This is a genomic window from Paenibacillus terrigena DSM 21567 (assembly GCF_000374845.1).
In the GTDB taxonomy this organism is placed as follows: domain Bacteria; phylum Bacillota; class Bacilli; order Paenibacillales; family Paenibacillaceae; genus Paenibacillus_K; species Paenibacillus_K terrigena.
The window spans coordinates 173,202-198,029 of sequence record NZ_KB895412.1; the positions used below are offsets into that span (position 1 = coordinate 173,202).

27 protein-coding genes are annotated in these 24,828 nt (G+C 48.2%); 18 read left to right on the forward strand and 9 right to left on the reverse strand.

Features of this window, described 5'->3' with window-relative positions:
* The first annotated feature begins 500 nt into the window (after window positions 1–500).
* Both mqo and C558_RS0100835 read left to right on the forward strand, forming a co-directional pair.
* Window positions 501–1,997 (forward strand): malate dehydrogenase (quinone), encoded by a 1,497-nt coding sequence (gene mqo, locus C558_RS0100830; protein WP_018754306.1) that lies wholly within the window; start codon window positions 501–503, stop codon window positions 1,995–1,997.
* 106 nt (window positions 1,998–2,103) lie between these two features.
* Complete coding sequence (locus C558_RS0100835; protein WP_018754307.1) at window positions 2,104–2,700, forward strand: Crp/Fnr family transcriptional regulator; 597 nt, start codon at window positions 2,104–2,106, stop codon at window positions 2,698–2,700.
* On the opposite strand, the gene C558_RS0100840 is transcribed toward C558_RS0100835, so the two are convergent.
* The gene (locus tag C558_RS0100840) at window positions 2,697–3,410 is read right to left on the reverse strand and encodes a DUF4386 domain-containing protein (RefSeq protein ID WP_018754308.1); all 714 of its coding nucleotides are present in this window, start codon (window positions 3,408–3,410) and stop codon (window positions 2,697–2,699) included. The two genes, C558_RS0100835 and C558_RS0100840, sit on opposite strands and share 4 nt — an antisense overlap.
* A gap of 151 nt (window positions 3,411–3,561) precedes the next feature.
* Between C558_RS0100840 and C558_RS0100845 the strand changes: the two genes are divergently transcribed.
* Window positions 3,562–4,098 carry an AAA family ATPase gene (locus tag C558_RS0100845; RefSeq protein WP_018754309.1) on the forward strand — a complete coding sequence of 179 codons (537 nt, stop codon included), beginning with the start codon at window positions 3,562–3,564 and terminating at the stop codon, window positions 4,096–4,098.
* Window positions 4,099–4,255: 157 nt separating this feature from the next.
* Here C558_RS0100845 and C558_RS0100850 read toward each other — a convergent pair whose 3' ends face one another.
* On the reverse strand, window positions 4,256–4,915 hold the full coding sequence (locus C558_RS0100850; protein ID WP_018754310.1) for a TetR/AcrR family transcriptional regulator: 660 nt from the start codon (window positions 4,913–4,915) through the stop codon (window positions 4,256–4,258).
* Window positions 4,916–5,208: 293 nt separating this feature from the next.
* Between C558_RS0100850 and C558_RS0100855 the strand changes: the two genes are divergently transcribed.
* From C558_RS0100855 to C558_RS0100900, 10 genes are all read left to right on the forward strand, one after another.
* Window positions 5,209–6,063, forward strand: coding sequence for an SDR family NAD(P)-dependent oxidoreductase (locus C558_RS0100855; RefSeq protein WP_018754311.1), 855 nt, complete (start codon window positions 5,209–5,211; stop codon window positions 6,061–6,063).
* The gene (locus tag C558_RS0100860; protein WP_018754312.1) at window positions 6,060–7,223 is read left to right on the forward strand and encodes an SMP-30/gluconolactonase/LRE family protein; all 1,164 of its coding nucleotides are present in this window, start codon (window positions 6,060–6,062) and stop codon (window positions 7,221–7,223) included. Before C558_RS0100855 ends, C558_RS0100860 begins: the two co-directional genes overlap by 4 nt.
* Before the next feature lie 295 nt (window positions 7,224–7,518).
* Complete coding sequence (locus tag C558_RS0100865; RefSeq protein ID WP_018754313.1) at window positions 7,519–7,944, forward strand: DMT family transporter; 426 nt, start codon at window positions 7,519–7,521, stop codon at window positions 7,942–7,944.
* 36 nt (window positions 7,945–7,980) lie between these two features.
* Complete coding sequence (locus tag C558_RS0100870; RefSeq protein WP_018754314.1) at window positions 7,981–8,697, forward strand: Crp/Fnr family transcriptional regulator; 717 nt, start codon at window positions 7,981–7,983, stop codon at window positions 8,695–8,697.
* Window positions 8,694–9,161, forward strand: a complete 468-nt coding sequence (locus C558_RS0100875; protein ID WP_018754315.1) for a DMT family transporter — start codon at window positions 8,694–8,696, stop codon at window positions 9,159–9,161. Before C558_RS0100870 ends, C558_RS0100875 begins: the two co-directional genes overlap by 4 nt.
* Before the next feature lie 104 nt (window positions 9,162–9,265).
* A complete protein-coding gene (locus C558_RS0100880) occupies window positions 9,266–9,835 on the forward strand; it encodes a sigma-70 family RNA polymerase sigma factor (protein ID WP_018754316.1) in 570 nt (189 codons plus the stop codon).
* Complete coding sequence (locus C558_RS0100885) at window positions 9,832–10,929, forward strand: DUF4179 domain-containing protein (protein ID WP_018754317.1); 1,098 nt, start codon at window positions 9,832–9,834, stop codon at window positions 10,927–10,929. The genes C558_RS0100880 and C558_RS0100885 overlap by 4 nt, the downstream gene beginning before the upstream one ends.
* A 282-nt stretch (window positions 10,930–11,211) precedes the next feature.
* Complete coding sequence (locus C558_RS0100890; protein WP_018754318.1) at window positions 11,212–12,213, forward strand: LacI family DNA-binding transcriptional regulator; 1,002 nt, start codon at window positions 11,212–11,214, stop codon at window positions 12,211–12,213.
* A 95-nt stretch (window positions 12,214–12,308) separates the two neighbouring features.
* On the forward strand, window positions 12,309–13,958 hold the full coding sequence (locus C558_RS0100895; RefSeq protein ID WP_018754319.1) for a glycoside hydrolase family 13 protein: 1,650 nt from the start codon (window positions 12,309–12,311) through the stop codon (window positions 13,956–13,958).
* Window positions 13,959–14,053: 95 nt separating this feature from the next.
* On the forward strand, window positions 14,054–14,956 hold the full coding sequence (locus C558_RS0100900; protein ID WP_018754320.1) for an aminoglycoside phosphotransferase family protein: 903 nt from the start codon (window positions 14,054–14,056) through the stop codon (window positions 14,954–14,956).
* A 113-nt stretch (window positions 14,957–15,069) separates the two neighbouring features.
* Here C558_RS0100900 and C558_RS0100905 read toward each other — a convergent pair whose 3' ends face one another.
* Window positions 15,070–16,059, reverse strand: a complete 990-nt coding sequence (locus C558_RS0100905; RefSeq protein WP_018754321.1) for a P1 family peptidase — start codon at window positions 16,057–16,059, stop codon at window positions 15,070–15,072.
* 44 nt (window positions 16,060–16,103) lie between these two features.
* Here C558_RS0100905 and C558_RS30100 point away from each other — a divergent pair, with 44 nt between their 5' ends.
* Window positions 16,104–16,487, forward strand: a complete 384-nt coding sequence (locus C558_RS30100) for an RTX toxin (RefSeq protein WP_156825950.1) — start codon at window positions 16,104–16,106, stop codon at window positions 16,485–16,487.
* Window positions 16,488–16,646: 159 nt separating this feature from the next.
* Window positions 16,647–16,928, forward strand: coding sequence for an alpha/beta-type small acid-soluble spore protein (locus C558_RS0100915; protein ID WP_018754323.1), 282 nt, complete (start codon window positions 16,647–16,649; stop codon window positions 16,926–16,928).
* A 102-nt stretch (window positions 16,929–17,030) separates the two neighbouring features.
* On the opposite strand, the gene C558_RS0100920 is transcribed toward C558_RS0100915, so the two are convergent.
* From C558_RS0100920 to C558_RS0100940, 5 genes are all read right to left on the reverse strand, one after another.
* The gene (locus C558_RS0100920) at window positions 17,031–17,588 is read right to left on the reverse strand and encodes an SMI1/KNR4 family protein (RefSeq protein ID WP_018754324.1); all 558 of its coding nucleotides are present in this window, start codon (window positions 17,586–17,588) and stop codon (window positions 17,031–17,033) included.
* An 82-nt stretch (window positions 17,589–17,670) separates the two neighbouring features.
* Complete coding sequence (locus C558_RS0100925) at window positions 17,671–18,681, reverse strand: DMT family transporter (RefSeq protein WP_018754325.1); 1,011 nt, start codon at window positions 18,679–18,681, stop codon at window positions 17,671–17,673.
* 66 nt (window positions 18,682–18,747) lie between these two features.
* The gene (locus C558_RS0100930) at window positions 18,748–19,335 is read right to left on the reverse strand and encodes a TetR/AcrR family transcriptional regulator (RefSeq protein ID WP_018754326.1); all 588 of its coding nucleotides are present in this window, start codon (window positions 19,333–19,335) and stop codon (window positions 18,748–18,750) included.
* 255 nt (window positions 19,336–19,590) lie between these two features.
* A complete protein-coding gene (locus C558_RS0100935; RefSeq protein ID WP_018754327.1) occupies window positions 19,591–20,433 on the reverse strand; it encodes an aldo/keto reductase in 843 nt (280 codons plus the stop codon).
* A 64-nt stretch (window positions 20,434–20,497) separates the two neighbouring features.
* Window positions 20,498–21,727: an MFS transporter gene (locus C558_RS0100940; protein WP_018754328.1), complete on the reverse strand. Its 1,230-nt coding sequence runs from the start codon at window positions 21,725–21,727 to the stop codon at window positions 20,498–20,500.
* 143 nt (window positions 21,728–21,870) lie between these two features.
* On the opposite strand from C558_RS0100940, the gene C558_RS0100945 reads away from it, so the two are divergent.
* From C558_RS0100945 to C558_RS0100955, 3 genes are all read left to right on the forward strand, one after another.
* A complete protein-coding gene (locus tag C558_RS0100945) occupies window positions 21,871–22,266 on the forward strand; it encodes a winged helix-turn-helix transcriptional regulator (RefSeq protein WP_018754329.1) in 396 nt (131 codons plus the stop codon).
* Window positions 22,267–22,521: 255 nt separating this feature from the next.
* Entirely contained in the window at window positions 22,522–22,935 is a 414-nt protein-coding gene (locus C558_RS0100950; protein WP_018754330.1) for a VOC family protein, read from the forward strand.
* A 10-nt stretch (window positions 22,936–22,945) separates the two neighbouring features.
* Window positions 22,946–23,440, forward strand: coding sequence for a GyrI-like domain-containing protein (locus C558_RS0100955; protein ID WP_018754331.1), 495 nt, complete (start codon window positions 22,946–22,948; stop codon window positions 23,438–23,440).
* A gap of 87 nt (window positions 23,441–23,527) precedes the next feature.
* Here the strand turns inward: C558_RS0100955 and C558_RS0100960 are convergent, their stop codons facing one another.
* Window positions 23,528–24,817, reverse strand: a complete 1,290-nt coding sequence (locus tag C558_RS0100960) for an MFS transporter (protein WP_018754332.1) — start codon at window positions 24,815–24,817, stop codon at window positions 23,528–23,530.
* Window positions 24,818–24,828: the final 11 nt, after the last annotated feature.

Sequence of the window (24,828 nt, forward strand, 5' to 3'; positions counted from 1 at the left end):
GTGAAAAGTGGGAGGGGGATTCCCTCCATAAATGCAACGCAGCCAATGCTACTGCGTTGCATTTCGCTGACGTGAGCAAAATGCGAATCACATTTTCCATATGGTTCATCCAGTCCGAATCCTCCAGTAGCGGCAAATTTTTTTTAAGTATTTTTTAAGCGATAATCAAATTCGGTACTAACAATTGGATATTTTTATGATATGATATATAAATAGTTCTCAAAATGAAGAAAATCGTGATTTTTTGCTGTTAACATTGCTTTTTTCAAGTCGTTGGTGAGCATGGCGAACCAAAGCCACAACCCTTACAAGTACCTGGGTTAAGGCCTTGGTTTTTGTGTTATTCCTAGGGTTTTGTGTCATTACCTAAAATTTATCGGTTTTTTATAGCATGTAACTATCATATAATAGTAAATATCTTAATCTATTATTAGTGAGCCTAAACAGGCAGGAGCGCCTACATTATTTCTTTCAAATACTAGCGTGTAAGGACGGTAAACATGAGCGACAGACAAACCGAAACAGACGTTATTTTAATTGGTGCCGGAATCATGAGTGCGACTTTGGGGACAATACTGAAAGAATTAGTACCGGACTGGAAAATTACAGTGTTTGAGAAGCTAGCAAGTTCAGGAGAGGAAAGCTCTAACGAATGGAATAATGCGGGAACGGGCCATGCTGCACTGTGCGAGCTTAACTACACGGACGAAAAACCGGATGGATCGGTAGATATCAGCAAAGCTGTAAAGGTTAATGAACAGTTTCAAGATTCCATGCAGTTTTGGTCTTATCTTGTACACAGCAATCTGATTCGTAATCCGCAAGACTTTATCATGCCGTTGTCCCATATGAGTTTAGTACAAGGGGAACAGAATGTAGCTTTTTTGAAAAAACGTTTTGAAGCGATGTCAGCCAATCCTCTGTTTCCAGGAATGGAATTTTCCGATGACCCGAAAAAACTGATGGAATGGATTCCGCTTATTATGAAAGACCGTGCACTGAACGAACCGATCGCGGCAACAAAAATTGACTCGGGCACGGATGTTAACTTTGGCGCTTTAACGCGCATGTTGTTCGACCATCTAAAGAGTAAAAACGTCGGTATCCATTACAAGCATAGCGTAGATGATATTAATCGTACTAGCGATGGCTTGTGGGAATTGAAAGTACGGAATGATAATGGTAAAGTCGAACGCCATACTGCAAAATTCGTCTTTATCGGCGGCGGGGGCGGGAGTCTTCCTTTGCTTCAAAAATCCGGTATTCCTGAAGGAAAACATGTTGGTGGATTCCCGATCAGTGGACTATTTATGGTGTGTAATAATCCGGAAGTGGTGGCACAGCATCATGCCAAAGTTTACGGCAAAGCTAAGGTTGGCGCACCTCCAATGTCTGTTCCGCATCTGGATACCCGATTCATCGATAATAAAAAATCGTTGCTCTTTGGACCGTTTGCCGGCTTCTCGCCAAAGTTCTTAAAAACCGGTTCCATGTTCGATTTGTTAGGTTCGGTGAAACCAAATAACGTTACAACGATGCTCGCGGCTGGTGCCAAAAACCTCTCATTGACCAAATATTTAATTCAGCAAGTGATGCTATCGAAAGAAAAGCGGATGGAAGAGCTGCGAGAGTTTATCCCGAACGCCAAAAGCGAGGACTGGGATTTGCTAGTCGCAGGCCAGCGTGTGCAAATTATTAAAGATACGGCTGCCGGCAAAGGAACGCTTCAATTTGGTACGGAAGTGATTAGTGCTGAAGATGGCTCGATCGCTGCATTGCTCGGCGCCTCTCCGGGTGCTTCTACCGCCGTATCCGTCATGCTTGAAGTCATCAAAAAATGCTTCCCGCAGCATATCAAGGCGTGGGAGCCGAAAATAAAAGAAATGATTCCTTCTTATGGCGTGTCCCTGTTGAAAAACCCAGAGCTTATCCATGAAATTCATACTTCAACAGCACGGACGCTTGGTCTAAACAAAGAACTGCAGCCCGTCAGGTAGACAGCACAAAGAATACAAATCAGTTAAGCGGCCTTCGTCCTGAGTTCCATGGGATGGAAGGCCTTTTGAGTAGATAACGGTATCTTCGCGATGAAAGGAACGAAAAATGAAAGAAATATTGTTCGAGTACATGACGAGATTGACATCCTTGAACGAAGATGAACAACAGGCGATCGTTGAAGATATCCTGATTGAGGAATACAAAAAGGGAACAGTGCTCCTTCGACAAGGAGATGTCCCCACGAAATGTTATTTTGTGTTAAAGGGATGCGTAAGGCAGTATTCAATTAATGAAGCGGGAAAAGAGGTCACCTCCAATTTCTACACGGAGGAGCAAGCCATCGCGATCTCCAATTCTTATAAACGAGATAAGTCATCCGAGTACACATTAACGTGTCTTGAAGATGCGGTATTGGTCGTTGGCGATCTAGCGATCGAAGATGACATGTATAACAAATACGATCAATTGGAATCCATGATACGCAAGATGATCGAGGAGAAGTTCGGTCAAGTCCAAGATGAATACGCTGCTTTTATCGCTTCTACACCTGAAGAACGCTTCAAGTCACTATTACTGAAACGGGCCCATTTAATCGATCGCGTGCCTCAATATCAATTGGCAAGTTATCTCGGCATTACCCCCGAGTCATTAAGCAGAATTAAGAAGCGAGTCCATACAGACAATCATGAAGCAGATATTTAGGCCGTTATCGAGACTTTTCCGCCTTTGAACAGCAGCCATAACCCAAAGCCCAATTCTCCTACAATCATTGGCACAGTAAATATAAATTTAAGTACGGTAATGACCCCATCGAATTGTGGGAGAAACGCGTTGCATAGGTGAATGATTATATAGCCTGCACCAGCAATCATCAATAAGATACTAATGATTCTAGGTATGCCGTTGGATTTGACAGCCACCCCACCCACAATGAGCAAGTGCCCACCAAAAACAATTAAACCAATCGACCACATAGATTCAAAAGCATTTAAATACAGCATGACTTGTGCTTGAAGCGGATCGGATATCGCTAAAGGGTCAGCACTGTTCGCGAGCAGCCGCACAAATAGTAAATTCAATATGGCTATTCCCAATATCGCCGTATAGGTCAGACGGAACCATGCACCGAGCAGTGAAAGGCTGTTGTTCATTGGCTTCAGGAACATATAGAATGCCCAAGTAACCACGATGTCACTCATCAGGATGATGACCCAACCGAAGATTTCAGCTTTGAAAAGCGTGCTTGATGACATGAGATGATGAAATGTGGCGCTGGCATCTCCTTGCACCACAAGGCTTGCATGGACATAGCCATACGAAAAAAATGAAGCAAGTGTCATGATGATAAGCGATATGCCCGCAATCAGAGCAGGTTGTCGCTGATCCGTTCGTTGTATTCCTGTGGTAACCATCCAAATAACCCCCTTGTTAATCTCATTGTAATCGGAGGGTTATAACGGTTCATTGACTTAAATCAAGGGAATTCGTATTTGGTGGTAGTGGTTGGATCGTCGCTTTGAATAAGGGACATCTCAATAGATCCGAGTGGAGGGATTATGAATAATGAATCATATTCCATGTATCATTCTAGTAACCGGTATTATGGCTAGCGGTAAATCGACAGTTGCGCAACTTCTTTCCGAACATTTTGATAAATCAGTACATCTTAGGGGGGATGTATTTCGTAAAATGATTGTGAATGATCGTAAGGAGGTTCATCCAGATGCAGATAAGGATGAGCTTAACCAACTTCGACTCCGCTATCGACTGACTGCTCAAGCTGCAGAAACATACGTGAAGGATGGGTTCACAGTCATTGTACAGGATGTAGTTGTTGGCCCTATGTTGAATGAATTCATTTCGTACATTTCATATCGTCCGTTCTATGTGGTTGTTCTTTGCCCTGATCCCGATGTCGTCGCACAAAGGGAAGCAGAACGGACTAAGACAGGATATGGGATATGGAGCGTATCCGCACTGGATAACGTTCTCCGGCAAGAGACACCACGTACTGGAATGTGGTTAGATTCATCGCAATTAACTGCAGAAGAAACCGTCGATGAAATATTAATGCGAGTGGAGAAAGAAGCGCTCGTATAGAATATCGAATTGATAGGATAATCTTGCCGTTACAGACAGCGCGGAGAACTGTATCACAAGTAACGGCAAGTTTTGGCGACCTGCCAAGAACTTCGAACATAAGTGTCGAAGTTTTTTTCTGTGTAAATTTTTCTTGAATGAAGATTGCTTCTACTGTCTAGAAGCCGCGACTTGAAAACAACGATCCAACAATCAAAGACAACGTTTGCTTATAAACGGCATGAGCGGCTTGTACATCACCCAAATGGCCACCCATGTAGAGATGGATAACGCCGTGAAGCGACGCCCAGAAGATACGGACGACGGTTTCCGTGTCATGCGGACCGGTAATCAGTCCTTGCACTTGCGCATTGCCGATTACCGTCAACAATTGCCGCATGGCTGTCACGGTACCTTTCATGCTCTCCTCGTCCGGCTTAAAATCCGCGAAGGCTCCTCCGAACATCAGCTTGTAATAGCTGGAGTAACGCTGTCCGAATTGCCAGAAAGCCTCGCCTAAATGGTGCAGCTGCTGTGCAGGATCGTCAGTGTGCGGCGTTTCCTCGAGTTCGTTGGCGAGAAGCTTGCAACCGTCGAGATAAAGCTGCTGAGCCAGCCCTTCTTTATTGACAAACAGACTATATATGATTTTGGTCGAGCAATCCATCTTCTGCGCAACTTTACGGACTGTCACGGCTTCAGGACCCTCATCGTGCAAAATCGTTGCCGCAGCATCGACGACGAGCTTGCGGAGATTTTCAATATTTTGGAGGCGAGCCTCCTGATACGTTTTTAACTTTCGTGTATTTGCAGCGGAGGGACTATTTCGGTCGGTCATCGCTATCACCCTCTATTCATGCGTTTTCGATAAGAAACAAGGTTTCCGACTCTTAACAGGAATTTTAAATCGTTGTCGGACCGTTGTCAATGCGACGCGGGATGCTCAGAACCAGCGATTTAAAAAACGATGTTGACATTTTAAAAAAGCGAGATTACAATGAATCAAATTAGAAACAGTGTTACCGAAATGCGCAACAATTCTTGACTCTTATGGGAGTCAGGAATTATTTTTAACTTTTTGGTAACAGTGTTTCCTAATAAAAACAATGAATTCGATAGGAGAGTTGTCATATGAACATTCAAGGAAAATGGGCTCTTGTCACGGGAGCTTCTTCCGGCATCGGAGAGCAGTTCGCCCGGCAATTAGCCAAAGAGGGCGGCCACCTCGTACTCGTAGCCCGATCGAAGAACAAGCTGGAGAGCCTGGCATCGGAGCTTAGAAAGAAGCATGGCGTCAAGATCGAGGTGATTCCTGCCGATCTTGGCAAAGAGGGTGCATCAGGCGGTTTGTATCGGCAATGTCAGCTTCTGAATTTGGAGATCGAACTGCTGGTCAACAACGCAGGCTTTGCCACGCACGGTTTATTTGAACAAGTGTCAGGCGTGCGCCAGCATGAGGAAGTCATGCTCAATGTTGCCGCTGTTGTAGATATGACGCACTTGTTCCTGCCGGAAATGCTGCGCAGAAACTCCGGCGCCGTTATCAATGTCGCTTCGACCGCCGGATTTCAACCCCTTCCCTATATGGCCGTATACGGAGCGACGAAAGCTTTCGTGTTGTCGTTTACCCAAGCTTTGTGGTGGGAAAACCGCAATAGCGGCGTCCAATTTTTCACACTTTGTCCGGGAGCGACGGACACCGCATTCTTCAGCGTCGTAGGCACGGAAGAAGCGGCCGTCGGTAAGAAAGACACGCCGGAGAGAGTCGTAGAAGTTGCGCTTCGCGCGCTGAAGGATGGGAAGCTGTATGTTGTTCCGGGTACGCAGAATTATATAGGTACGCAGATCGGACGATTCATGACGAGGAAGCAGGGACTTCGGCTCGTTGGCGGCATGCTTCGCCCGCGCGACGGCTCCGTCAACCATAAGAAACCGCCCGGTCCGTCCGATCTTGCAGGATGGATGATCCAGGAGGTGAACTCATGACTCATTCGCCAAATATTTCAGCTCATGCTGCAGCACAAGCAAACCGTCCCAAACGTTCGCGATTGAAACGAATACGGAGCGTGGGATTATCTCTGCTCGCTATAATCCTTCTTGGAATCATCATTTTCGTGGTCGTGCCCTCGCCTGTCGATCCGGTGAAATGGAACGCGCCGACAGGCCCCTCTTTTACGGAACCGGGGCCGTGGCAAGAGAACGACAAGCTCAGTCCGGCCGAACTGGTCTCGGATGCTCCTCAATTCCCGGAGTTCATTACGTTTGACAAGGTAGGCGTGCTCTATACCGGGGATTCCAACGGAGTAATTTACAAGGTTGGTTTCGATGCGGAGGGCAAACCGCAGAAGGCCCAGGTGTTTGCAGACACCCATGGGACACCTAACGGGCTCAAGTTCGACACCAACGGCAATTTGATCGTTACAGATATCAAGAAAGGGCTATTGTCCATCAACCCGTCTGGGACCGTACAGGTGCTGGCTGATCATGTGGATGGCAACCCGATCTACTTGGCTAACGAGCTCGATATTGCGCAGGACGGCTCCATTTATTTCTCCGACACCTCGACCTATGGTCGCGTGCTGTTCAAAGAAATGGCTGAGGGCAAGCCGCATGGACGCTTGCTGAAGTACGATCCGGCAACCAAGCAGACGAGTGTCCTGTTGGAAGGACTCTATTTCGCCAACGGAATCGCCCTGTCCAGTGACGAAGATTATGTGCTTATTGCGGAATCCTATCGTTATCAACTGACCAGATATTGGCTGAAGGGTCCGAAGAAAGGCACATCCGACATTTTCACGGACAATCTCGCAGGTTTTCCTGACAACATTTCGCGCGACGAGCAAGGCCATTTCTGGGTTGGGATCTTCACGACGCGCCTATCTTTTGTAGATCAGATGCATGGCAACCCGTGGCTGGCCGGTCTTATGGCCAAAGTGCCGCAGGCGCTGCTTAACGGGGCAAGTACGCCAGTGAAGCACGGGCTTGTTGCGGAGATCAGTCCGGATGGGAAAGTCATTGAAAGCTGGCACGATCCGAAAGGCAAGCTGTATGGGGTAACTACGGCAGTCAACCATAACGGATATTTATATATTGGAACCGCGCCGGGAGGCAGCAAGGGTGTTCATCGGGTACCTTTGATCCAATAATATGAAGAATCGAGGCACATGAGCCATCAAATTCGGCGTGAACGCGATAGCGCCGCATTGTGGTTGGAGATCAACGCTCAGGGAATTCGTGTGACGACAATTCAGCCTGGAAGTAACTTGCCATTATAGAGATGCTCAAGTTCTGCTTGAGTTTTGGGGCTTTCCTAGCAACGGGGAAGCCCTTATCTTCGTCTATTTGTTCCTCATCTTATGAATGAGGACATATGTCCTTTCTCGATTCCTCGACTCATTGTTAAATAAGAGAAAGCGTTGGAGATGGGGAGGAAATCAGAAGATGAAAGGCTTAATATATGCATGTCTGGGAGGTGCTTTCCTGACCTTGCAGGGTGTAGCGAATGCGGTCATCGGAGAGCATATCGGGACTTGGCAGGCTGCCACGATGACTCAGGGTACAGGATTTGTAGCAGCAATGCTGCTCGTCTGGTTGGTCGGCGACAGGTCTTGGCGAAATCTCAAGCAGGTGAAGCTGGTATATCGGTTCGGCGGGGCTTTTGCAGCCTTCATCCTATTCAGCAACATAACGGCGTTTCACCAGAATGGTGCGGCATTGACCGTATCGGCTGTCCTAATCGCCCAAATTACTGTAACTTTAGTGATGGAGAAGATGGGCTGGTTCGGTTCAGCCTCGCTGCACCTGCGGCCTTCTCAATGGATCGGCGTAGGGTTCATGGTTATTGGCATCCTATGTTTAACATTCTAAAGATTGTAATACCTAGCATGGGAGGAATCGTTACGTATGAAAGAGATCATGGACAAGGGAAAGATCGATCATTATCTCAGCCAATTTGGGTTGGAAGAAGTTTTCCCAGAACCGTTGCGACAACATCTGGCCTTATATCGTTTTGAACCGGACGAAGCGCTTTGTTTGCAAGGCGAAGAACCCCAGTTTTTATTTTTGCTGGTACAAGGAAAGGTAAAAGTATATACAACATCAACGGAAGGCAGAACATTGCTGATTAATTTTACAAATCCGCTCGGGGTCATTGGGGAAATTGAATGTCTGAGGGGTAAGGAGAATCTAAACACGGTGACGGCGGTGTCCCCGGTTGAGACGATCGGAGTCTCTAAACGCTGGGTAGCCCAGAATGCGTTGGAAGCATCGTTTTTACGATTTTTACTTGACATGGTGGCCGAAAAATTTTACATGAAATCGATCTCACTGAGCTCCAATCTGCTATATCCGGTCGAAGTCAGGCTCGCTAGTTACCTCTTGTCAGTCTCATATGACGACGAGGTGGAGGCAAATCCAAGAGTAAGCATGTCGAATATGAAGGATACGGCGAACCTGATCGGTACGAGTTACCGGCATTTGAATCGGGTTCTACAAAGCTTCTGTTCAGCAGGGTTGTTGGAGCGGAGAAGAGGCAAACTCGTGGTGATAGATAGGAAGGGGCTAACCGCTGTGGCTGGCCAGAATATTTACGAGAAAGGCGAAAGGAGGAATGGAATATGATCATAGGAATTGTGTTGGCGTTAGCAGCAGGCTCTCTGATAAGTGTTCAAACGATGTTTAATAACAAAGTTAGCGAAGCTGTCAGCTCCCAGACGACGACAGCTCTGGTGCTGGGTATGGGATTCTTAGCATCGTTGTGTATGGGCGTGTTGTTCGAAGGAACGGAATACTTTACGCTCGGGCCTATACAGCCATGGTTCTGGTTCAGCGGCTTGCTAGGGATAGGTGTCGTGACATGCGTAGTAAGGGGAGTGAAGCTGCTGGGACCCAGCAACGCGATCGCCATTGTCATGGCTTCTCAGCTTATCTGTGCTTTATGGTGGGATTCCTTAGGCTGGTTTGGGCTGGAGACCGTTCCTTTTACGTTTCAAAAAGCAATAGGGGCGATTGTGTTGATCAGTGGCCTGATTTTATTCAAGGCAAAGCCGAAAAAAGTACAAAAGGTGGAATCGTCTATCCTATAGGGATGGACTTTTTTATTATAAGAAGGAGTACAGGTGAGAGAAAAAAATTTTCAGTTCGTTGTATAGAGTATAAATCATTTTACAACAAGGGGGAGGGGCTGAGCTTGAGATCCAATGAGAACAACTACATACAGCGATTACAGCGGAAAAAAGAAGATGCGCTAGAGTATATCATTGATAACTATATATCACTAATCAAAGGGACAGTGGTTAAAGTCCTTTCGCCACTTGCGAACGATGGCATCATCGAGGAATGCATCAATGATATTTTCCTGACGATATGGAACAATGCGAAAAAATTCAGTGGGGAGGGAGAGGATTTCAAGAAGTGGATTTATGCTATTGCGAAGTTTAAGGCGATTGATTACTACCGCAAAAATCGGAGGAAGTCCGATGGTCTCTCCAGTTCGGATGTCGACGTGTTGGCTGAGAGGTCCGCTGAAGATGAACTGATCCGAAGAGAAGACCAGACGGAACTCGTTCATTTGATTAATCAGCTGGAGACTGTAGATCGGAATATTTTCATCATGAAATACTTTTTGGGTTTGAAGACGGAGGAGATCGCAAGAAAGCTCGGGTTGACGAGAGCTTCGATCGATAATCGAATTTATCGAGGGAAGAAGAGACTCCATTCCCAAGCGATGAATCTGAATATGGAGGGTCATGGACTATGAAGGATATCTATGAACTATTGAACGATGTGGATATCGATGACAAGGAGTTGGAGGAGATGAAGGTGAACGATTTGGAACGGGCTAGAGTCAAGAAAGCCGTGAAAGCATCCATCCATCGGAAGAAAAGAATCTGGACAAAGGGCATTGCAGCCGCCGTTATTGTAGCTGGACTATCCACTGCAGCATTAGGAGTGGCGTTCCCGGCGTATGCGAGCAATATTCCTGTGATCGGAAATATTTTTAGATTTTTGGATATTGGAATGGGGGTTTATCAGGATTACAAGGAATATTCCAGTGAGATCAACATGTCGCAAGAAAGCAACGGCATTAAGTTCACCATCAAGGATGCGATTTTCGATGGCGAGACGGTGTCATTAACCTATTCGATAGACAGTAATCGAGATTTAGGAGCTAACCCGATCATCCATGGGTTCTTAGACATTAAAGACTCGGAGGGGGTGGGTGGCAGCGATAAAATTACGAAGGTAAGTCCCAACAACTACGTTGGTCTATTGAGGGGAACAGGCTCCCATCGGAAGGGAAAAGACACTGTTGAGTTTAGTTGGAACGTAGAGGGGATCACGATTCAAGACAGCAAAGAACAAATTAAAGGAAATTGGAATTTTGCTCTTGCACTGAAAGCGACAGAAAGCAAGACACAATTGATTTCCCGTCAGGTGGAACATACTGGTGTAGCCGTAAATATCGATAAAATATCCTTCACACCGATGTCTTTCATCGTGTATTACGACCAAGAGGTGAGCGAGAAGGTTAGAAGTAAATGGGGCGGGGTCGATGTATCGCTTGAGATCAAAGATGACCTAGGGAATGTTTACGCGGGTCAAGGTAATGGAGGATCAGGGGATAGCGAAGGTTATCGCATGCAGTGGAGCACAACCTTTGAGAAATTAGATCCAAAAGCTACGAAGCTGATGATTACGCCTCATCTCTCCTTATATGAATACACGGCAGATAACCATGGTTCGGTGGAAATCACGAGGGATGGAACGAAAGAAGTCGCGATACCGCAAAAATCGGGTAAAGGGAAAGAAGAATATACATTGGAAGACATCGTGATTGATTTAAAGAAATAATGGAGCGAAGCGAGAGGGATAACGCGCACTTCGGGTGCTCCAAGAGTAGAAATAAGGCCAGCCTGTTAAGGGTGGCCATTTTCTCATAGATAGAGGATGTATCTCCCGAGAAATTATGAGTAGATATTCCCAGCGGCTTTCAAATGGTTGCTGGGAAAAACCATTGACAGAAGAAAACCAGGGTACTAATATAGGTTACGTAAACGTTTACCTTACAAGATAGAACATGAATATATCAATAAAATTCGATTTTTAGAAAACGTTTACGTGGAGGGTAGCTGGATGGCAGCAACGATTAAGGACATTGCGAGAGTAGCCGGCGTCTCGACCGCAACGGTATCTCGAGTAATCAACAACCTCGGCGGCTATAATGAGGAGACCGAGAAGAAAGTGAACGCTGTCGCCAAGGCATTAGGATACCGCAAGAACGAAAATGCCCGCAGCCTGGTGCAGAAGTCAACCAATACGATCGGCGTCATTATGCCGGATGTAACGACGTCCTTCTATGGCGATATCATTCGAGGTATCGAGGATATGTCGTATGAGCATGGATACAGCGTGATCTTAACGCATGCCGGCAGCAGTGGGTCTCGGATTCTTGAAAGCCTGAATCTTATGGGGGAACGCAGGGTCGATGGGCTGATCATCGTATCGATTGAGCTGCATGACGCCGCGATAGACGCGCTAACATCGCTTGATATTCCCTTTATTCTGCTCTCGACGATGACGAATCGGGCAGATACGCCATATCTGAAAGTGGACGATTACGCTGCAGCCTATGCCGCCGTCGAATATCTCATTGCGAACAATCATCGCGTCATCGGCATGGCCGGAGCGAACCCGAATGATCCGATTTCCGGGGCGCCGCGAATTCTTGGTTATACGCAAGCGCTGCGTGATCACGGCATCAAGGTCGACTTGAACCTGATCAAGGCTGGGGACTTTAGCTTCGAATCCGGGCAAGCGGCGATGAAGTCGTTCCTCGAAGATCAAGCGCCGATGACTGCGGTGTTCTGCGCAAGCGATGAGGCCGCACTAGGGATTATCTCGACGTGCTTCGAACATGGCATTGGCATTCCCACGGACCTGTCCGTCGTCGGCTACGATAATTCCAAAGTATCGTATATGTCGATTCCACCGCTTACGACAGTCGCTCAGCCTTTATACGACATGGGGCGGGAAGGCTGTTCGGAATTGATGGACGCGGTTCAACATAAAATTAAGATTGAGTCCAAAGTGATTCCGCATGAACTGGTGGTGCGCAAGTCGGTCAGGTCATTATAAATTCCTCGTCAGAGGTTTTTATTACGCTTTACGTAAACGTTTACGTTGAATGATAGAAACTACACTCGAATTTCAAATGGGGAGGAATGAGTTCAATGCAAGAGACAGTGACGAACGAAAAAGAAGTGAAATGGTGGCAGACCGCCGTTGTCTATCAAATTTATCCGCGAAGCTTCCAAGACAGTGATGGGGACGGGATCGGGGATTTGAGAGGGATCATTAATCGGATCGACTACCTGAAGAAGCTAGGGATTACGGCGATCTGGTTGTCGCCAGTCTACAAATCGCCGAATGATGATAATGGTTATGATATTAGCGATTACGAAGACATCATGGACGAGTTCGGCACCATGGCGGATATGGAAGAGTTGCTGGACAAGGCGAACGAGGCCGGCATTAAGATCGTTATGGATTTGGTCGTGAACCATACGTCCGATGAGCACAAATGGTTCATCGAGGCGAAGAAGAGCCGAGATAACGAGTACCGTGATTACTATATTTGGCGCGATCCGGTGAACGGGGGCGTTCCGAACGGACTTGGTTCCATATTTAGCGGTCCAGCATGGGAATGGGATGAAGCCAGCGGCCAGTATTTCCTGCATTTATTCAGCAGACGCCAGCCGGACCTGAATTGGGAGAACCCGAAGGTTCGTCAAGAAGTCTACGATATGATGAATTTCTGGCTGGATAAAGGGGTCGGCGGTTTCCGGATGGATGTCATTGATTTGGTCGGCAAGATCCCGGATCAAGAAATTACAGGCAACGGACCGAAGCTGCATGAGTATTTACAAGAAATGAACCGCAAAACATTTGGATCTCACGATGTCCTTACGGTAGGTGAAACCTGGGGAGCTACGCCGGAAATTGCGAAGCTATACTCCGATCCTGCACGCAACGAGCTGTCGATGGTATTCCAATTCGAGCATGTCATGCTCGATCAGCAAGAAGGCAAAGATAAATGGGATTTGAAACCTCTAAATATCGCGGAATTAAAAAGCGTGCTGGCGAAATGGCAGACATCGCTTGGCAACCAAGGCTGGAACAGCTTGTTCTGGAACAATCATGACCTGCCGCGCATCGTGTCTAGATGGGGAAATGATAAGGAATTCCATGATCAGAGCGCGAAGATGTTCGCTGTCCTCCTGCACATGATGAAGGGTACGCCTTACATTTATCAGGGTGAAGAGATTGGCATGACGAACTGCCCGGTCTCGAGCATTGATGAGGTTGAAGACATCGAGGCCGTGAATATGTACCATGACCGCTTAGCTAAAGGGTACGCCGTCGAAGATATTATGACTTCGATCAACGCTAAGGGACGTGATAATGCCCGCACACCGATGCAATGGGATGACAGCAACAACGGTGGCTTCACGACCGGCAAGCCTTGGCTTCATGTCAATGCGAACTATACGAGCATTAACGTGAAGCAGAACCTCGATAACCCGGATTCAATCTTTTACACCTATCAACGATTAATCAAGTTGCGCCAAGAGAATCCGATTGTCGTCTGGGGCGATTTTGAATTGATAGAGCATACGGCTGAGGAAGTATTCGCCTATTACCGCATATATGAAGGAGAGAAATGGCTTGTCGCTGCGAACATGACGGCGAAGGAGAATGTTTTCGCAGCAGATGATCGAGTTATGGAGATCATTATGAGCAATTACAATCGGACCGAGATCGATGTTGCGAACTTGACCATGAAACCATACGAAGCCTTTGCAGTCAAAGTACAAGGATAAAGCAGAAGAAGCCCACATGCCATTTGTGTGGGCTTTTTGCTTGTGGGATAATAGGGGGGAGTGAGCCCGAAATATGGGAAGTGGAGGGCGAGGAAATGAAGGATATTGACGTGAATCTGGTAACACGTCTGATCGAGGAACAATTTCCCGAATGGTCTGCATTCGGGATTAGACCCGTTCAGGTGAGCGGAAATGACAATAGAACATTTCATCTAGGAGAGCGGATGAGCGTAAGATTGCCAAGTGCTGCTGGTTATGTACCTCAAGTGGAGAAAGAACAACGATGGCTTCCGATCTTAAGCAAGCAGTTATCTCTGCCGATTTCACAGCCGATTGCCATGGGACGTCCTAACGATGAATATCCTTGGCCATGGTCCGTGAATCAATGGTTGGATGGCGAGGCATTGTCTCAGAGCATTCTGGAAGATGAAGATCGGGGTCAATTGGCTCGGGACTTGGGGGCATTCCTTCGCGAACTGCAGTCGATCGACGCTTCAGAAGGTCCTCTGGCTGGACCCCATAATTTCTATCGGGGCGGGTCCCTATCGGTCTATGACGAAGAGTCACGCACGGCGATCTCGAGCAATCAGGAGGTATTCGATGCTGAGCTATTGATGGTGATATGGCATCAGGCGTTGGCATCGGAGTGGACGTGGGAACCGGTCTGGGTTCATGGCGATGTCGCTCCTGGAAATCTGTTAGTCCAGTCAGGGAAGCTCTGTGCGGTCATAGATTTTGGCATCCTGGGCGTGGGCGATCCGGCTTGCGATGCCGCGATGGCATGGACCTTCTTCGATGAAGGGAGCCGGGAGACCTTCAAGCAGGCCTTGCAGATGGACGAAGAGACATGGGATCGTGCTAGAGGATGGGCGCTGTGGAAAGCGCTAATTACGTACGACGGGAATAAAGATACGGATAAAGTGCGCGCGGAAGAAGCCTATCACGTGATTCGTTCCGTCATGGACGAATACGCGTCGGCGAAAGCGAACCGCGCCTGAAGGTGATCGTCGAAAGAGGGCTTCTATCTATCCACGGTAAAAGAATAAAGAAAACGTGTTGAACACAAAAACAACCATGGCCTGTATTGAACTCGGCCATGGTTGTTTTTGTGTTATTTCGGCTCGGGCTTTACGTATCCATTGTAAGCCATCCGTACGCCCCGTACGATTGCCTTCTCCAACACGATCGCTGCGGCGGTACCGACTGCGGAGACGGCGAAATCGCCAGTCAATCCGCTCGTGTCGGACCCCGTAGCCATACAGAAGACTGTGTCGCCATCGCTCTGAATATGCACGGGTGAGATGGCTCGTGCCATGCCGTCGTGGGCAAGGGTCGCGACCCGTTCGGCTTCCGCCTTCGTCAGACGCGCCGTTGTGGCGATGACGGCAATCGTGGTGCCTCTTACCTGTGCGTTCGGCGGAATGTCGCCTTCCAAGATGGCTCGCGTCTGATTGACGAACGTATTGTCCGGCCGCAGCGCACCGGCAATAATGTGTCCGCTGTCCCAGACGTCGCCGAGCGCATTCACCACCGCGATTGCCGCTACAGTCGGCCCGCCTGGGATCGTCCACGATGCCGTTCCTATGCCGCCTTTCATCGGCCGGCCATATATTTTTCCGACCGTGGCACCTGCCCCTGCGCCTACGCTTCCTTCAGCCACCGGGCCTGTGTTCGCTGCGACACAGGCGGCGTACCCCATATGCGCATCGGGTCTTCGAGCGCCTTTGGAGAACACGATGTCGAAGATCACAGCGGCAGGTACCGTTGGCAGCGGCCCAGCCTCCGTCATATAGCCGATACCTTGCTCGGCCAGCCAGTGCATGATCCCATCGGACGCAGCCAGTCCGAAATAGCTGCCGCCCGTCAAGAGGATGGCTTCCACCACATCCGTCGTCGTGCCTGGGCGGATGGCGTCGGTCAACTGCGTCCCCGGTGCGCCGCCTCGAATATCTACCCCTGGAACGGCACCTTTCGGGCACAGGATGACAGTGCATCCCGTACGGCCGCTCTCATCCTCTGCATGACCGACCAAGATCCCCGGCACGTCTGTCAATCCACCCGTGAATTTTAATTCTTCGTTCTTCTGCGCTTCCTTCCTCATGTCCTCACCTCTTGATATGAACGTATGAGATGGGAGCTGAATGCTTGCTAGTACGGAGAAAAAATATTGTTTTGATCGGTGACTACCCTGGCTTTCCGTTAATCCGTGAGGGGTATATTGACCCTTATATTTTTATTGGTAACATTTTCTATGATGCGTTTGATATCACGAAAATCACGTACTACAATGATGAACTCCCTCTATATAACCCAACGGAGTATAACACCGTAGCCATTGTTCTGAAAAGAAACGGGCAGGTGGTGGATGTGCTGGGAGATCCGAACTCCACAACGCAATTTATGCCGAACGGCGGGACGCTTGTGCGCAAGTCAGGAATCTATACCGGTTCCGCTGCATTTTCGTTAGCTGGAGAATGGAACGCTTTTTCTAAGGGTACTTATGAATATCTCGGAACGCATAAGAAGTGAACGATTTCAACAACTCTTGAATCGGTTGCAGGGCTGCTTTGCTCTCTCCGGTTTAAGAGTTTTTCTTTTCCCTCTTGGTTATTAACGGAAGCAATAATTAGGCGTCGATATCGTCTTCTCTGGGCATGCTACTGAAAACAGGACTAGGAGGGGTTCCAAATGTCTCGAAGAAGGAAATATGCAGTGCCCGGCGTTGAGCGCGGGATGCAGCAATTTAAGGCTGAAGTGATGAGGCGCGAGGGGTATAACGTGAATCCAGATCGTCCAGATGATGTGAAATACGAAGTCGCCAAAGAACTCGGTGTGCCCCTTGAGCCGGGGGACAATGGGGATTTGAGCACCGGATCTGCAGGCAAGGTAGGCGGTAGAATCGGCGGATCCATGGTTCGAGAAATGATCCGACTCGCGCAGCAGGAGTTAGTGGATCGGAAAAAGGAGTAGCGATCTTGCGCATAAATGTAAAAGTCGGGCTTTCCCGATTTTCGGGAAAGCCTCTTCTATTTGCAATCCATTACTGCGGGTTCATTCGAATATGGCCTTGGGCTAGTATTCGTTCAATTCATCGTCTATTGATGTCGTCCCTATGCATAGTTCTGCAAAAGAATCAGCGACCTTCTTGCTGTCCTCATAGCCCAAATTACCGGAGTGGGCCGCAAGAATCGGGTATTCCCCATCTCTCATGTCAGCTCGCATATCAAAAACATAATGATTGCCGCATCCGTCCATGCCAAAAGAAACCGCTCCCTGCATATACTCCGGCAACTCATAGGCTAGATTCATCTCTCTGAATTCAGCCGCGCCGAAAAATTGAAAGTATCTGTCCCCGTTGCCGAACTCTCCACCGTTGGAATACCTGAGGAATTGGAGATAGCTATCGGGTAGCTTCATTTGCGGGATCGTCCACCGAGAGGGATCGAAGGGCGTATATTGACGATGGAGTGGATCGGTCACGGGAAAAGGATTCCGCTGCCGCTCCACGATTTCCGCGATCTCTTGTCCGGCCATCTGCATATTCCAGGTGCTCAGGAAGTGCTGCAGTTCGTTTTCGGGCAAGCCTTCCTCTTTCATATATTCTTTTTCGAATACCGTATTCCAGTTCATCATTAGAGCCTCCCAACACAAGCGTGATATAGCCCCACTATACCGTTCGTCTCGTAAGCTGTCCATGTGTGGCGGGTCCCATTTACATTTGGGCAGCGCTTTGTACAGGATCTACATCTGGACTCATCATTTTCCGGGCAGGTTCCGCCGCTCTCCGCCCCATCAGATTCGTTCCAATTACACCAACGATAATCATCACCGAACCGATAAGATGATACCAAGTGACTTCTTCACCGAGGACCCAGGCACCGGCGGCGATGGACACGATGGTCGAGAGATTCGTAAATACGCTCATTTTCGATGCTTGGATGCGGGACAGAATATAACTTCCCATCAACGCGGTGGCGAGCTGGACCACACCAAGATAGGCGATCAACAAGAGAAAAGAAATGTCTGCGAGTGGTGCGAATAGGCTGCTCAGCGTTTCATTTGCCGCATGGGTGGTGAATGAATGAACGAGAGTCGCGACCAAGCCGGTTCCTATCATGAAATAACTAATTTCTGTCACGCTAAAATGTCGGGAAATGGAACGAGCGAGCACACTGTACCCAGCAAGAACGACGCATGCAAGCAGCAGTAGGAGAATCCCTGTCATTTTGGAGAAATCGATACCGCTTCCCTTCATGATGAAGATAAATAGAACGCCTGATACGGATAGCAGTGTGGACAGTTTTTGCAAGAAAGACGTTGCTTCTTTCAAAAAAACCGAAGCGAGGATCATGGTGACGACGGGGGTAAACGAGCTTATGATGCCTCCCTCTGCGGAGGTAGCGTGCTGCAGTCCAAATGTTTGTAACATGAAGAATCCGAGTGGATACATCGTCGCCAGCAGCAGCAGTTTATAGAGCGGCTTGCCACGGTAGTTCAGCTTGACGAAGCCGAACGCTACTGGGATGGACAGCATCACAAACGCTGCGGCAAAACGGAACGTCAGGGTATCGAGCGGGTTCGCATAGTCTAACGTCATTTTGACAAACAAATAGGATGCGCCAATTACAACAGCGTTAATCACAGCCAACAGATAAGCCAGCCGTACCCCTTTCAAGCGGATAGATGCAGCTGGATGATATTTCATATTTTTTTCTATCGTCATCTCAATGAACCTCCAATTTGGTTGTTTGTCCGTCAGTACTTACTGACACTCTGTTTGTAAAAAAAGCTAGGGGGTTAAAGCCCTAGCGAATATCTTCACACTCTCATGCATGAAAGGTTCAAGCGCGATATCAGGGTAGTTCTTCCCTGCTTCCAGATTGTTAACGAACGCTCCGAACTGCGACATCATGAAGGTAAAGGCCTGCATCTTCGGATCCGTGCGAATCATCTTGCCCTTCTCACCCATCGCGATGAAGTAATTCGTCAGAATCTCCAGTAATTGCAGCGGATGCTGTTGTGTCCGTTCCTTGAATCCGGGTAATTGAACCTCATCTCTGGTACTGATCTGGATCAACTTCCGGTTGCGGTTCATGATCTCATGGTACGTCCTGGAGACCGTAAGCAGGTCCTCTTCTAGCTCCCACACCAGCTTCTCTTTGAAAAGCTTGCGCATCTCTTCGGCATAGTGATATCGGTCGAAGGCGGATTCGAGGAGCTTCTGCTTGCTTCCGAAGTGTCGGAACAGCGTCTTCTCGCTTAGCCCGGCAGCTGTGGCAATCTCCTGCGTGGTTACACCATTGTAGCCTCTCTCCGAGATCAGGTTAATCGCAGCCAACAACAGTCTGTCGCTGCTTCCCAAATTGTTGTTCTCCATATGCCAGAATCCTCTCTCTACACACAATGTCTGTCAGTGATTACTGACATCATAATATTCGCATTCCATCCACCTGTCAAGGGCTACTTAACCAATTTCTTGATATAGATGGTCTACATCATTTAACAGGTCAGGTATCCAAGCGTCTGATCCCGGAATGATATCGATGCCGTCATATACACTTGATATTTTTCAAGACTCATTTTTTATACAAAAAAACGCCAATCCTCCATGCGGGGATTGGCGTTTCGTGTATTAAAAATCAAAATTATCCGGATCCGGGCCAACGCGCAGATCCTGATTCAATCCATCAATTTGCGACATATCGTCCGTGCTCAACTCAAAGTCGAACAGCTCAGCATTTTCAATAATGCGCTGCTCTTTAACGGATTTCGGAATGGTGATGACGCCATGCTGCAAGTCCCAACGTAGAATGATTTGCGCGACGGATTTACCGTACTTGGCCGCTATCGCAACCAATGTCGGGTTATCCAGCAGTTCGCCTTGCATTAAGGGAGACCAAGCTTCGAGCTGGATGCCCTGCTCCTTCGTGTAGCGAAGTAATTCCTTCTGTGTCAATCGAGGGTGGAACTCCACTTGGTTCACCATTGGTTTGATTTGACCCTTCGAGATCAAATCCTCCAAATGATGAATTTGGAAGTTGCTCACGCCAATGGCTTTGACGCGGCCTTCATGGTACAAGGTCTCCAGCGCTCTCCATGCTTCGTTATATTTCCCCTGCACCGGCCAATGGATGAGGTAGAGATCGAGATAGTCGAGGCCTAATTTCTCTAAGCTGGCTTCATAGGCAGCCAATGTGGACTCATATCCTAAGTCGGCGTTCCACACCTTGGATGTAATGAATAGATCTTCCCGTGCAAGTTGGTTCTCCTGCAGTGCTTCTCGAATGGCCTGTCCTACACTGCGTTCATTCCCGTAAATGGCAGCGGTGTCGATGCTACGGTAGCCATGGGCAATAGCCGATTTGACGGCTTGCACCAACGTGTCACCTTCTTCAACCTTGAATACCCCGAGTCCGAGTCCGGGCATGTTCACGCCATTGTGTAAAGTCATTGTATCTTGCATGTGTTTCATCATCTGATGTCATCCTCCTAAGATGTTGTTTGTTATCGTTAAATTTCAGCTATCGACCCCTGGCCGATTAGCTTGCCTGAGAGCGTAAATTTGTGCGTGTATCGTGTGGTGCGGTTCCTTGATCTCTTTTCTCCAGGGCACGGGCCCAGGCTGTCAAGAATACGGCCCCTAATACCATCAAGGCTCCGATCCAGGTGGTATGAATTATTCCGATTGAATCGGTAACGACACCACCCAGATAGGCCCCAATCGCAATACCTGCGTTGAATGCGGCGATATTGACGGCGGAAGCGACATCTTTGGCCTCTGGGGCTAAGCGTTCAGCCAACATGACGACATACACCTGCAAGCCAGGTACATTCATAAAAGCGAACATCCCCATGAAAAAGATGGTGATCAGCCCAGCGATTTTGAAGGGGGCCGTGAACGTTAATAGGAACAGAATAACGGCTTGAATGGCGAACATATAGAATAATGCCCTCAAAGGCTTGCGGTTAGCCGCTTTACCTCCGATCATATTGCCAATCGCAATGGCAACGCCATAGACCAGAAGAATGATGGCGATCGTCTTCTCATGAAATCCGGTTATATCGTGGAGCAGCGGGGATAAATAAGTAAAGACGACAAACGTACCCCCATAGCCTAAAGCCGTAATTGCAAAGACAAGCAGTAATCGAAAGTTTGTAACGAGCTTGATTTGATCGCCAAGACGTACTTTGGCGCTTTTACGCAAATTCGAGGACACCAGCGTCATATTGGCGATAAAAGCCACAACCCCGACAGCAACAATGGCAACAAAAGCCGCCCGCCATCCCATTTGCTGCCCGATAAAGGTCCCCAGAGGAACCCCGGTTACCGTGGCGATGGTAAGTCCGGAGAACATGATCGAGATCGCACTTGCCCTGCGATGCTCTGGTACGAGATCCGCTGCAATCGTAGAGCCAATCGACATGAAGATGCCATGAGATAACGCGGAAATGACGCGTGCAATGAGTAGAACAGTGATCCCACTAGCCATCGCGGCGAGCATATTGCCGGCTATAAATACGACCATGATCCACAGCAGCAGCGTTTTCCGTGACACATTAGAGGTCAGGGAAGTCAGGACAGGCGCTCCGAAGGTGACGCCTAACGCATATAACGTAACGGTTAATCCAGCAGTGGTAACCGATATATGAAAATCTTCAGCGATTAAGGGCAGCAGTCCCACGCTGATAAATTCGGTTGTTCCGATTGAAAAGGCGCTGATGGCTAATGCGAGTAACGCCAACATGCTTCTTTTATTCTCTATCATCATGGTTCACACCCTTGCATTATTTATTGTGATATCCGGCCGGTAACTGCTATTATGAATGGTATAGTTCAAAATGAACAGTAGGTACTTTTTTGTGCTATAGGTACTTAAAAGTACCTGTAAATAGATAGCAAGGGGATGAAGCAATGGCGGAAGAAGCTGTAGGGAAGAAGAAATATAATATTTCTGTCGAGGCGACGTTGGAAGTGATCGGCGGCAAGTGGAAATGCGTCATCCTATGCCATCTCACGCATGGAAAGAAACGGACAAGCGACCTCAAACGACTGATGCCTGCCATTACGCAGAAGATGCTAACTCAGCAATTGCGGGAGTTAGAGGACGACGGCATTCTGAATCGGATCATCTACAATCAAGTGCCACCAAAAGTGGAGTATGAACTGAGTGAATACGGATGGAGCTTGAAGCATATTCTGGATTCCTTATGCGCTTGGGGAGAGAATCATATCATTAAGGAGTATGGCGATAAATTCGCCGTGTTAGAGGATAACATCCTCAATAATAAAGAACAGATTGATAGCTAAAGGTGGAAAATTACAGTTAGGAAGGCCTATTCCAAGAAAAGGGAGTAGGTCTTTTTGTTATGCAGAGAAGGTTAGAAGCCCGTGTGGGATGGTTTGCGAGAATTCAGACTTGTACAACAATGGGATATTTGCTATCCAGCAAAAGGATTTTACCGTTATCTCGCGAATATGTTCTGTAAAATATTGTATATATAGAAATTGGATGAACGAGACTGTGGTTTTACGAGATTGAAAATGATACATGGAGGTAGATCAATGAACCAGCAGAAACAAACCAAAGAAGAAAACGATACGCAAACCAGTCCGATCAAGAACAAGGTTGGTAGTATTTTTGTCCCCGTTCGAGATATTGAGAAATCGCGCAGTTGGTATTGTCAGGTTCTGGGATTGAAGGAAGCGGACTGCAGCATTATGAATGGCCACTTGTGCCCGTTGCCCATGGTTGGAACCGGAATTATTCTAGATACGATGCCGATGTGGGGAGGCGATCAACCAGGCGGCGCCCCTTCCATTGATACACCTGCCTTTATGTTATTGACGGAAGATCTGAAGGGTTCACTCGAATTTATGAAGAAGATAGGTGCGGAGCTCGTAACCGAAATTGAGCATGATCATTGGTTTGTCGTGAAGGATCCAGATGGCAACAAATTAATGATTTGTGCTGAATAGGGGGATATGAATGAACGAGACCGTAGTTCCTGTTTTGCCTGAGATGGTGGCTCAGATTGTGGATCACAGTGAAATGAAGTTGATCGGTATTCCGTGTATTGGTCTAAATGACATGGGTAGCAAATATCAGCTTGCCAAAGATAGCTTGCTTGGGCTCTCCGCTCATATGCCTCAGATCATCGAAGCTTCTGTCCAGTATGGCATGTGGCCGCAGGTTACCGGTCAAAATATACCCGATACGCATGCATACATTCTCTGCGTGGAAGTGACTACTTTCGATGGCATACCGGAGTGGTTTGCACGTATGACGATTCCAGCGCAGCGCTGTGTCGTAGCGGCTAGCAAAGAAGGGGACTTCGATGGAGCTGGACGTGTGATCGATGCTTATATCGCCGAGAAGGGATTGAAAGTGGATCATCAAGGGTACCCTTACACCATCTGCGAGCGGTACCGCTACAACGCTGAAGGTTTCGCGCGATACTCTTTACCGATAGTGTCTGAGTGATAACGAACGAAAAGGCCTTCCTTTACAGGATGGCCTTTTTCATGTTGGGTAAACAAACCTTCATCTTGACCATACGAGACTGGTGAATTACGCACTTTTGAACGCAACAGCTTGGTTGGCTGGCGCAGGCCACAACATTTTTCCGAATAATATGCCTACTAACCCGATCAGGGCGATTACCATCCCGAAATTCAGGAAGGTGACCGCTGGACCTGTCACTTGAACCAGCAGCCCCCCAAGCAGCGGCGCTCCAATCATCACAATCCCTAAGATCGTGTTCTGAATCCCGAATATGCGACCGATCATATGCGGGGGTGTTTCTTTCTGCAGACAATAGTTGAACGTAACGATAAATATCCCATTGCCGACGCCCATGATGAATCCTAATATAAGTACAGGCAGTACGGAAACCCCGACAGGGAGCAGCCCAAGCCCTCCAATCGATAGGCCGATCAAGGCATAACTACTCCCAAATCTCCACCCATAACCGATTGTCCGCTTGATACGATTCATTGTGATAATGATGAGGATGGCTCCAGCACCCGATGCCGCTACCATCCAGCCGAGTAGTGATTCCTGATCCGGGGCAACCGTTCGGAAAAGGCTGGTGAACTGAAAGTCGACCATCTGAATGGCGAGTGCCCCGGTTAATCCGAACAGCATGGTGACGAGCAACAGTCGGCTGTGCAGGATGAAGCTCCACCCTTCTGCCCACAGCGTACGCAGCGGAATGGGCTGCTCTGGCGCGGACGCAGATTGATGCTCTGCATCGAGCAATTCCCTGCTATTTCCCGTTTCGGTATGCTTGACGGTGAGAAGCAGCAGATAAGAACCTAATCTTAAGCAGGCACAAATCAAAATACACCATTGCGGCGATAACACGGATAGCGCGAAGCCGCCTAACAAGGGGCCAGCGATTTTGGAGCCTTGGTTCACGATGCCATTGAGCGAGGTGGCCTGAAGCAGCTGATCCTCCCTGACGATGCTGCGCGTGAGCGCTTGCTGTGCAGGCACGTTTAACGTCGAGATGGCTGCACGCAGCATCAGAAGCGGGAGCAGCCATGCCATGTTGGGCGCGAACAGCACGAGTAAGGTCAGGATTGCCGTCAACAAATCGCAAATTCGCATGAGTTTCAGCTTGTTCATCCGGTCGGCTGCGGCGCCTGCAACCGAACCGAGCAGAATGCTGGGCAGCGCATTGGCGACCGGAATGAGGGCCAGCATCAGTGGATCGGCCTGCCAGCGATACCCGACAAGCACCTGGATGGCGAGCATATCGAACCAGTCCCCGAAGGATGCAGCGGCAAAGGCACTATAGACGCGCATGTATATTTTGTTGCGAAGCAGGCTGGTCCCTGCTTGTTGCGAAACGATCATGAGTTATTCCT

What these genes read in the sequence shown, in the direction of transcription:
- C558_RS0100940 (WP_018754328.1), bottom strand. Translation starts at nt 21,727, where the DNA reads ATGATGATAGAGAATAAAAGAAGCATGTTGGCGTTACTCGCATTAGCC.
- C558_RS0100835 (WP_018754307.1), top strand. Translation starts at nt 2,104, where the DNA reads ATGAAAGAAATATTGTTCGAGTACATGACGAGATTGACATCCTTGAAC.
- C558_RS0100840 (WP_018754308.1), bottom strand. Translation starts at nt 3,410, where the DNA reads ATGGTTACCACAGGAATACAACGAACGGATCAGCGACAACCTGCTCTG.
- C558_RS0100865 (WP_018754313.1), top strand. Translation starts at nt 7,519, where the DNA reads ATGAAAGGCTTAATATATGCATGTCTGGGAGGTGCTTTCCTGACCTTG.
- mqo (WP_018754306.1), top strand. Translation starts at nt 501, where the DNA reads ATGAGCGACAGACAAACCGAAACAGACGTTATTTTAATTGGTGCCGGA.
- C558_RS0100885 (WP_018754317.1), top strand. Translation starts at nt 9,832, where the DNA reads ATGAAGGATATCTATGAACTATTGAACGATGTGGATATCGATGACAAG.
- C558_RS0100890 (WP_018754318.1), top strand. Translation starts at nt 11,212, where the DNA reads ATGGCAGCAACGATTAAGGACATTGCGAGAGTAGCCGGCGTCTCGACC.
- C558_RS0100960 (WP_018754332.1), bottom strand. Translation starts at nt 24,817, where the DNA reads ATGATCGTTTCGCAACAAGCAGGGACCAGCCTGCTTCGCAACAAAATA.
- C558_RS0100855 (WP_018754311.1), top strand. Translation starts at nt 5,209, where the DNA reads ATGAACATTCAAGGAAAATGGGCTCTTGTCACGGGAGCTTCTTCCGGC.
- C558_RS0100895 (WP_018754319.1), top strand. Translation starts at nt 12,309, where the DNA reads ATGCAAGAGACAGTGACGAACGAAAAAGAAGTGAAATGGTGGCAGACC.
- C558_RS0100870 (WP_018754314.1), top strand. Translation starts at nt 7,981, where the DNA reads ATGAAAGAGATCATGGACAAGGGAAAGATCGATCATTATCTCAGCCAA.
- C558_RS0100930 (WP_018754326.1), bottom strand. Translation starts at nt 19,335, where the DNA reads ATGGAGAACAACAATTTGGGAAGCAGCGACAGACTGTTGTTGGCTGCG.
- C558_RS0100915 (WP_018754323.1), top strand. Translation starts at nt 16,647, where the DNA reads ATGTCTCGAAGAAGGAAATATGCAGTGCCCGGCGTTGAGCGCGGGATG.
- C558_RS0100935 (WP_018754327.1), bottom strand. Translation starts at nt 20,433, where the DNA reads ATGATGAAACACATGCAAGATACAATGACTTTACACAATGGCGTGAAC.
- C558_RS0100860 (WP_018754312.1), top strand. Translation starts at nt 6,060, where the DNA reads ATGACTCATTCGCCAAATATTTCAGCTCATGCTGCAGCACAAGCAAAC.
- C558_RS0100850 (WP_018754310.1), bottom strand. Translation starts at nt 4,915, where the DNA reads ATGACCGACCGAAATAGTCCCTCCGCTGCAAATACACGAAAGTTAAAA.
- C558_RS0100905 (WP_018754321.1), bottom strand. Translation starts at nt 16,059, where the DNA reads ATGAGGAAGGAAGCGCAGAAGAACGAAGAATTAAAATTCACGGGTGGA.
- C558_RS0100945 (WP_018754329.1), top strand. Translation starts at nt 21,871, where the DNA reads ATGGCGGAAGAAGCTGTAGGGAAGAAGAAATATAATATTTCTGTCGAG.
- C558_RS0100875 (WP_018754315.1), top strand. Translation starts at nt 8,694, where the DNA reads ATGATCATAGGAATTGTGTTGGCGTTAGCAGCAGGCTCTCTGATAAGT.
- C558_RS0100920 (WP_018754324.1), bottom strand. Translation starts at nt 17,588, where the DNA reads ATGAACTGGAATACGGTATTCGAAAAAGAATATATGAAAGAGGAAGGC.
- C558_RS0100925 (WP_018754325.1), bottom strand. Translation starts at nt 18,681, where the DNA reads ATGACGATAGAAAAAAATATGAAATATCATCCAGCTGCATCTATCCGC.
- C558_RS0100845 (WP_018754309.1), top strand. Translation starts at nt 3,562, where the DNA reads ATGAATCATATTCCATGTATCATTCTAGTAACCGGTATTATGGCTAGC.
- C558_RS0100955 (WP_018754331.1), top strand. Translation starts at nt 22,946, where the DNA reads ATGAACGAGACCGTAGTTCCTGTTTTGCCTGAGATGGTGGCTCAGATT.
- C558_RS0100900 (WP_018754320.1), top strand. Translation starts at nt 14,054, where the DNA reads ATGAAGGATATTGACGTGAATCTGGTAACACGTCTGATCGAGGAACAA.
- C558_RS0100950 (WP_018754330.1), top strand. Translation starts at nt 22,522, where the DNA reads ATGAACCAGCAGAAACAAACCAAAGAAGAAAACGATACGCAAACCAGT.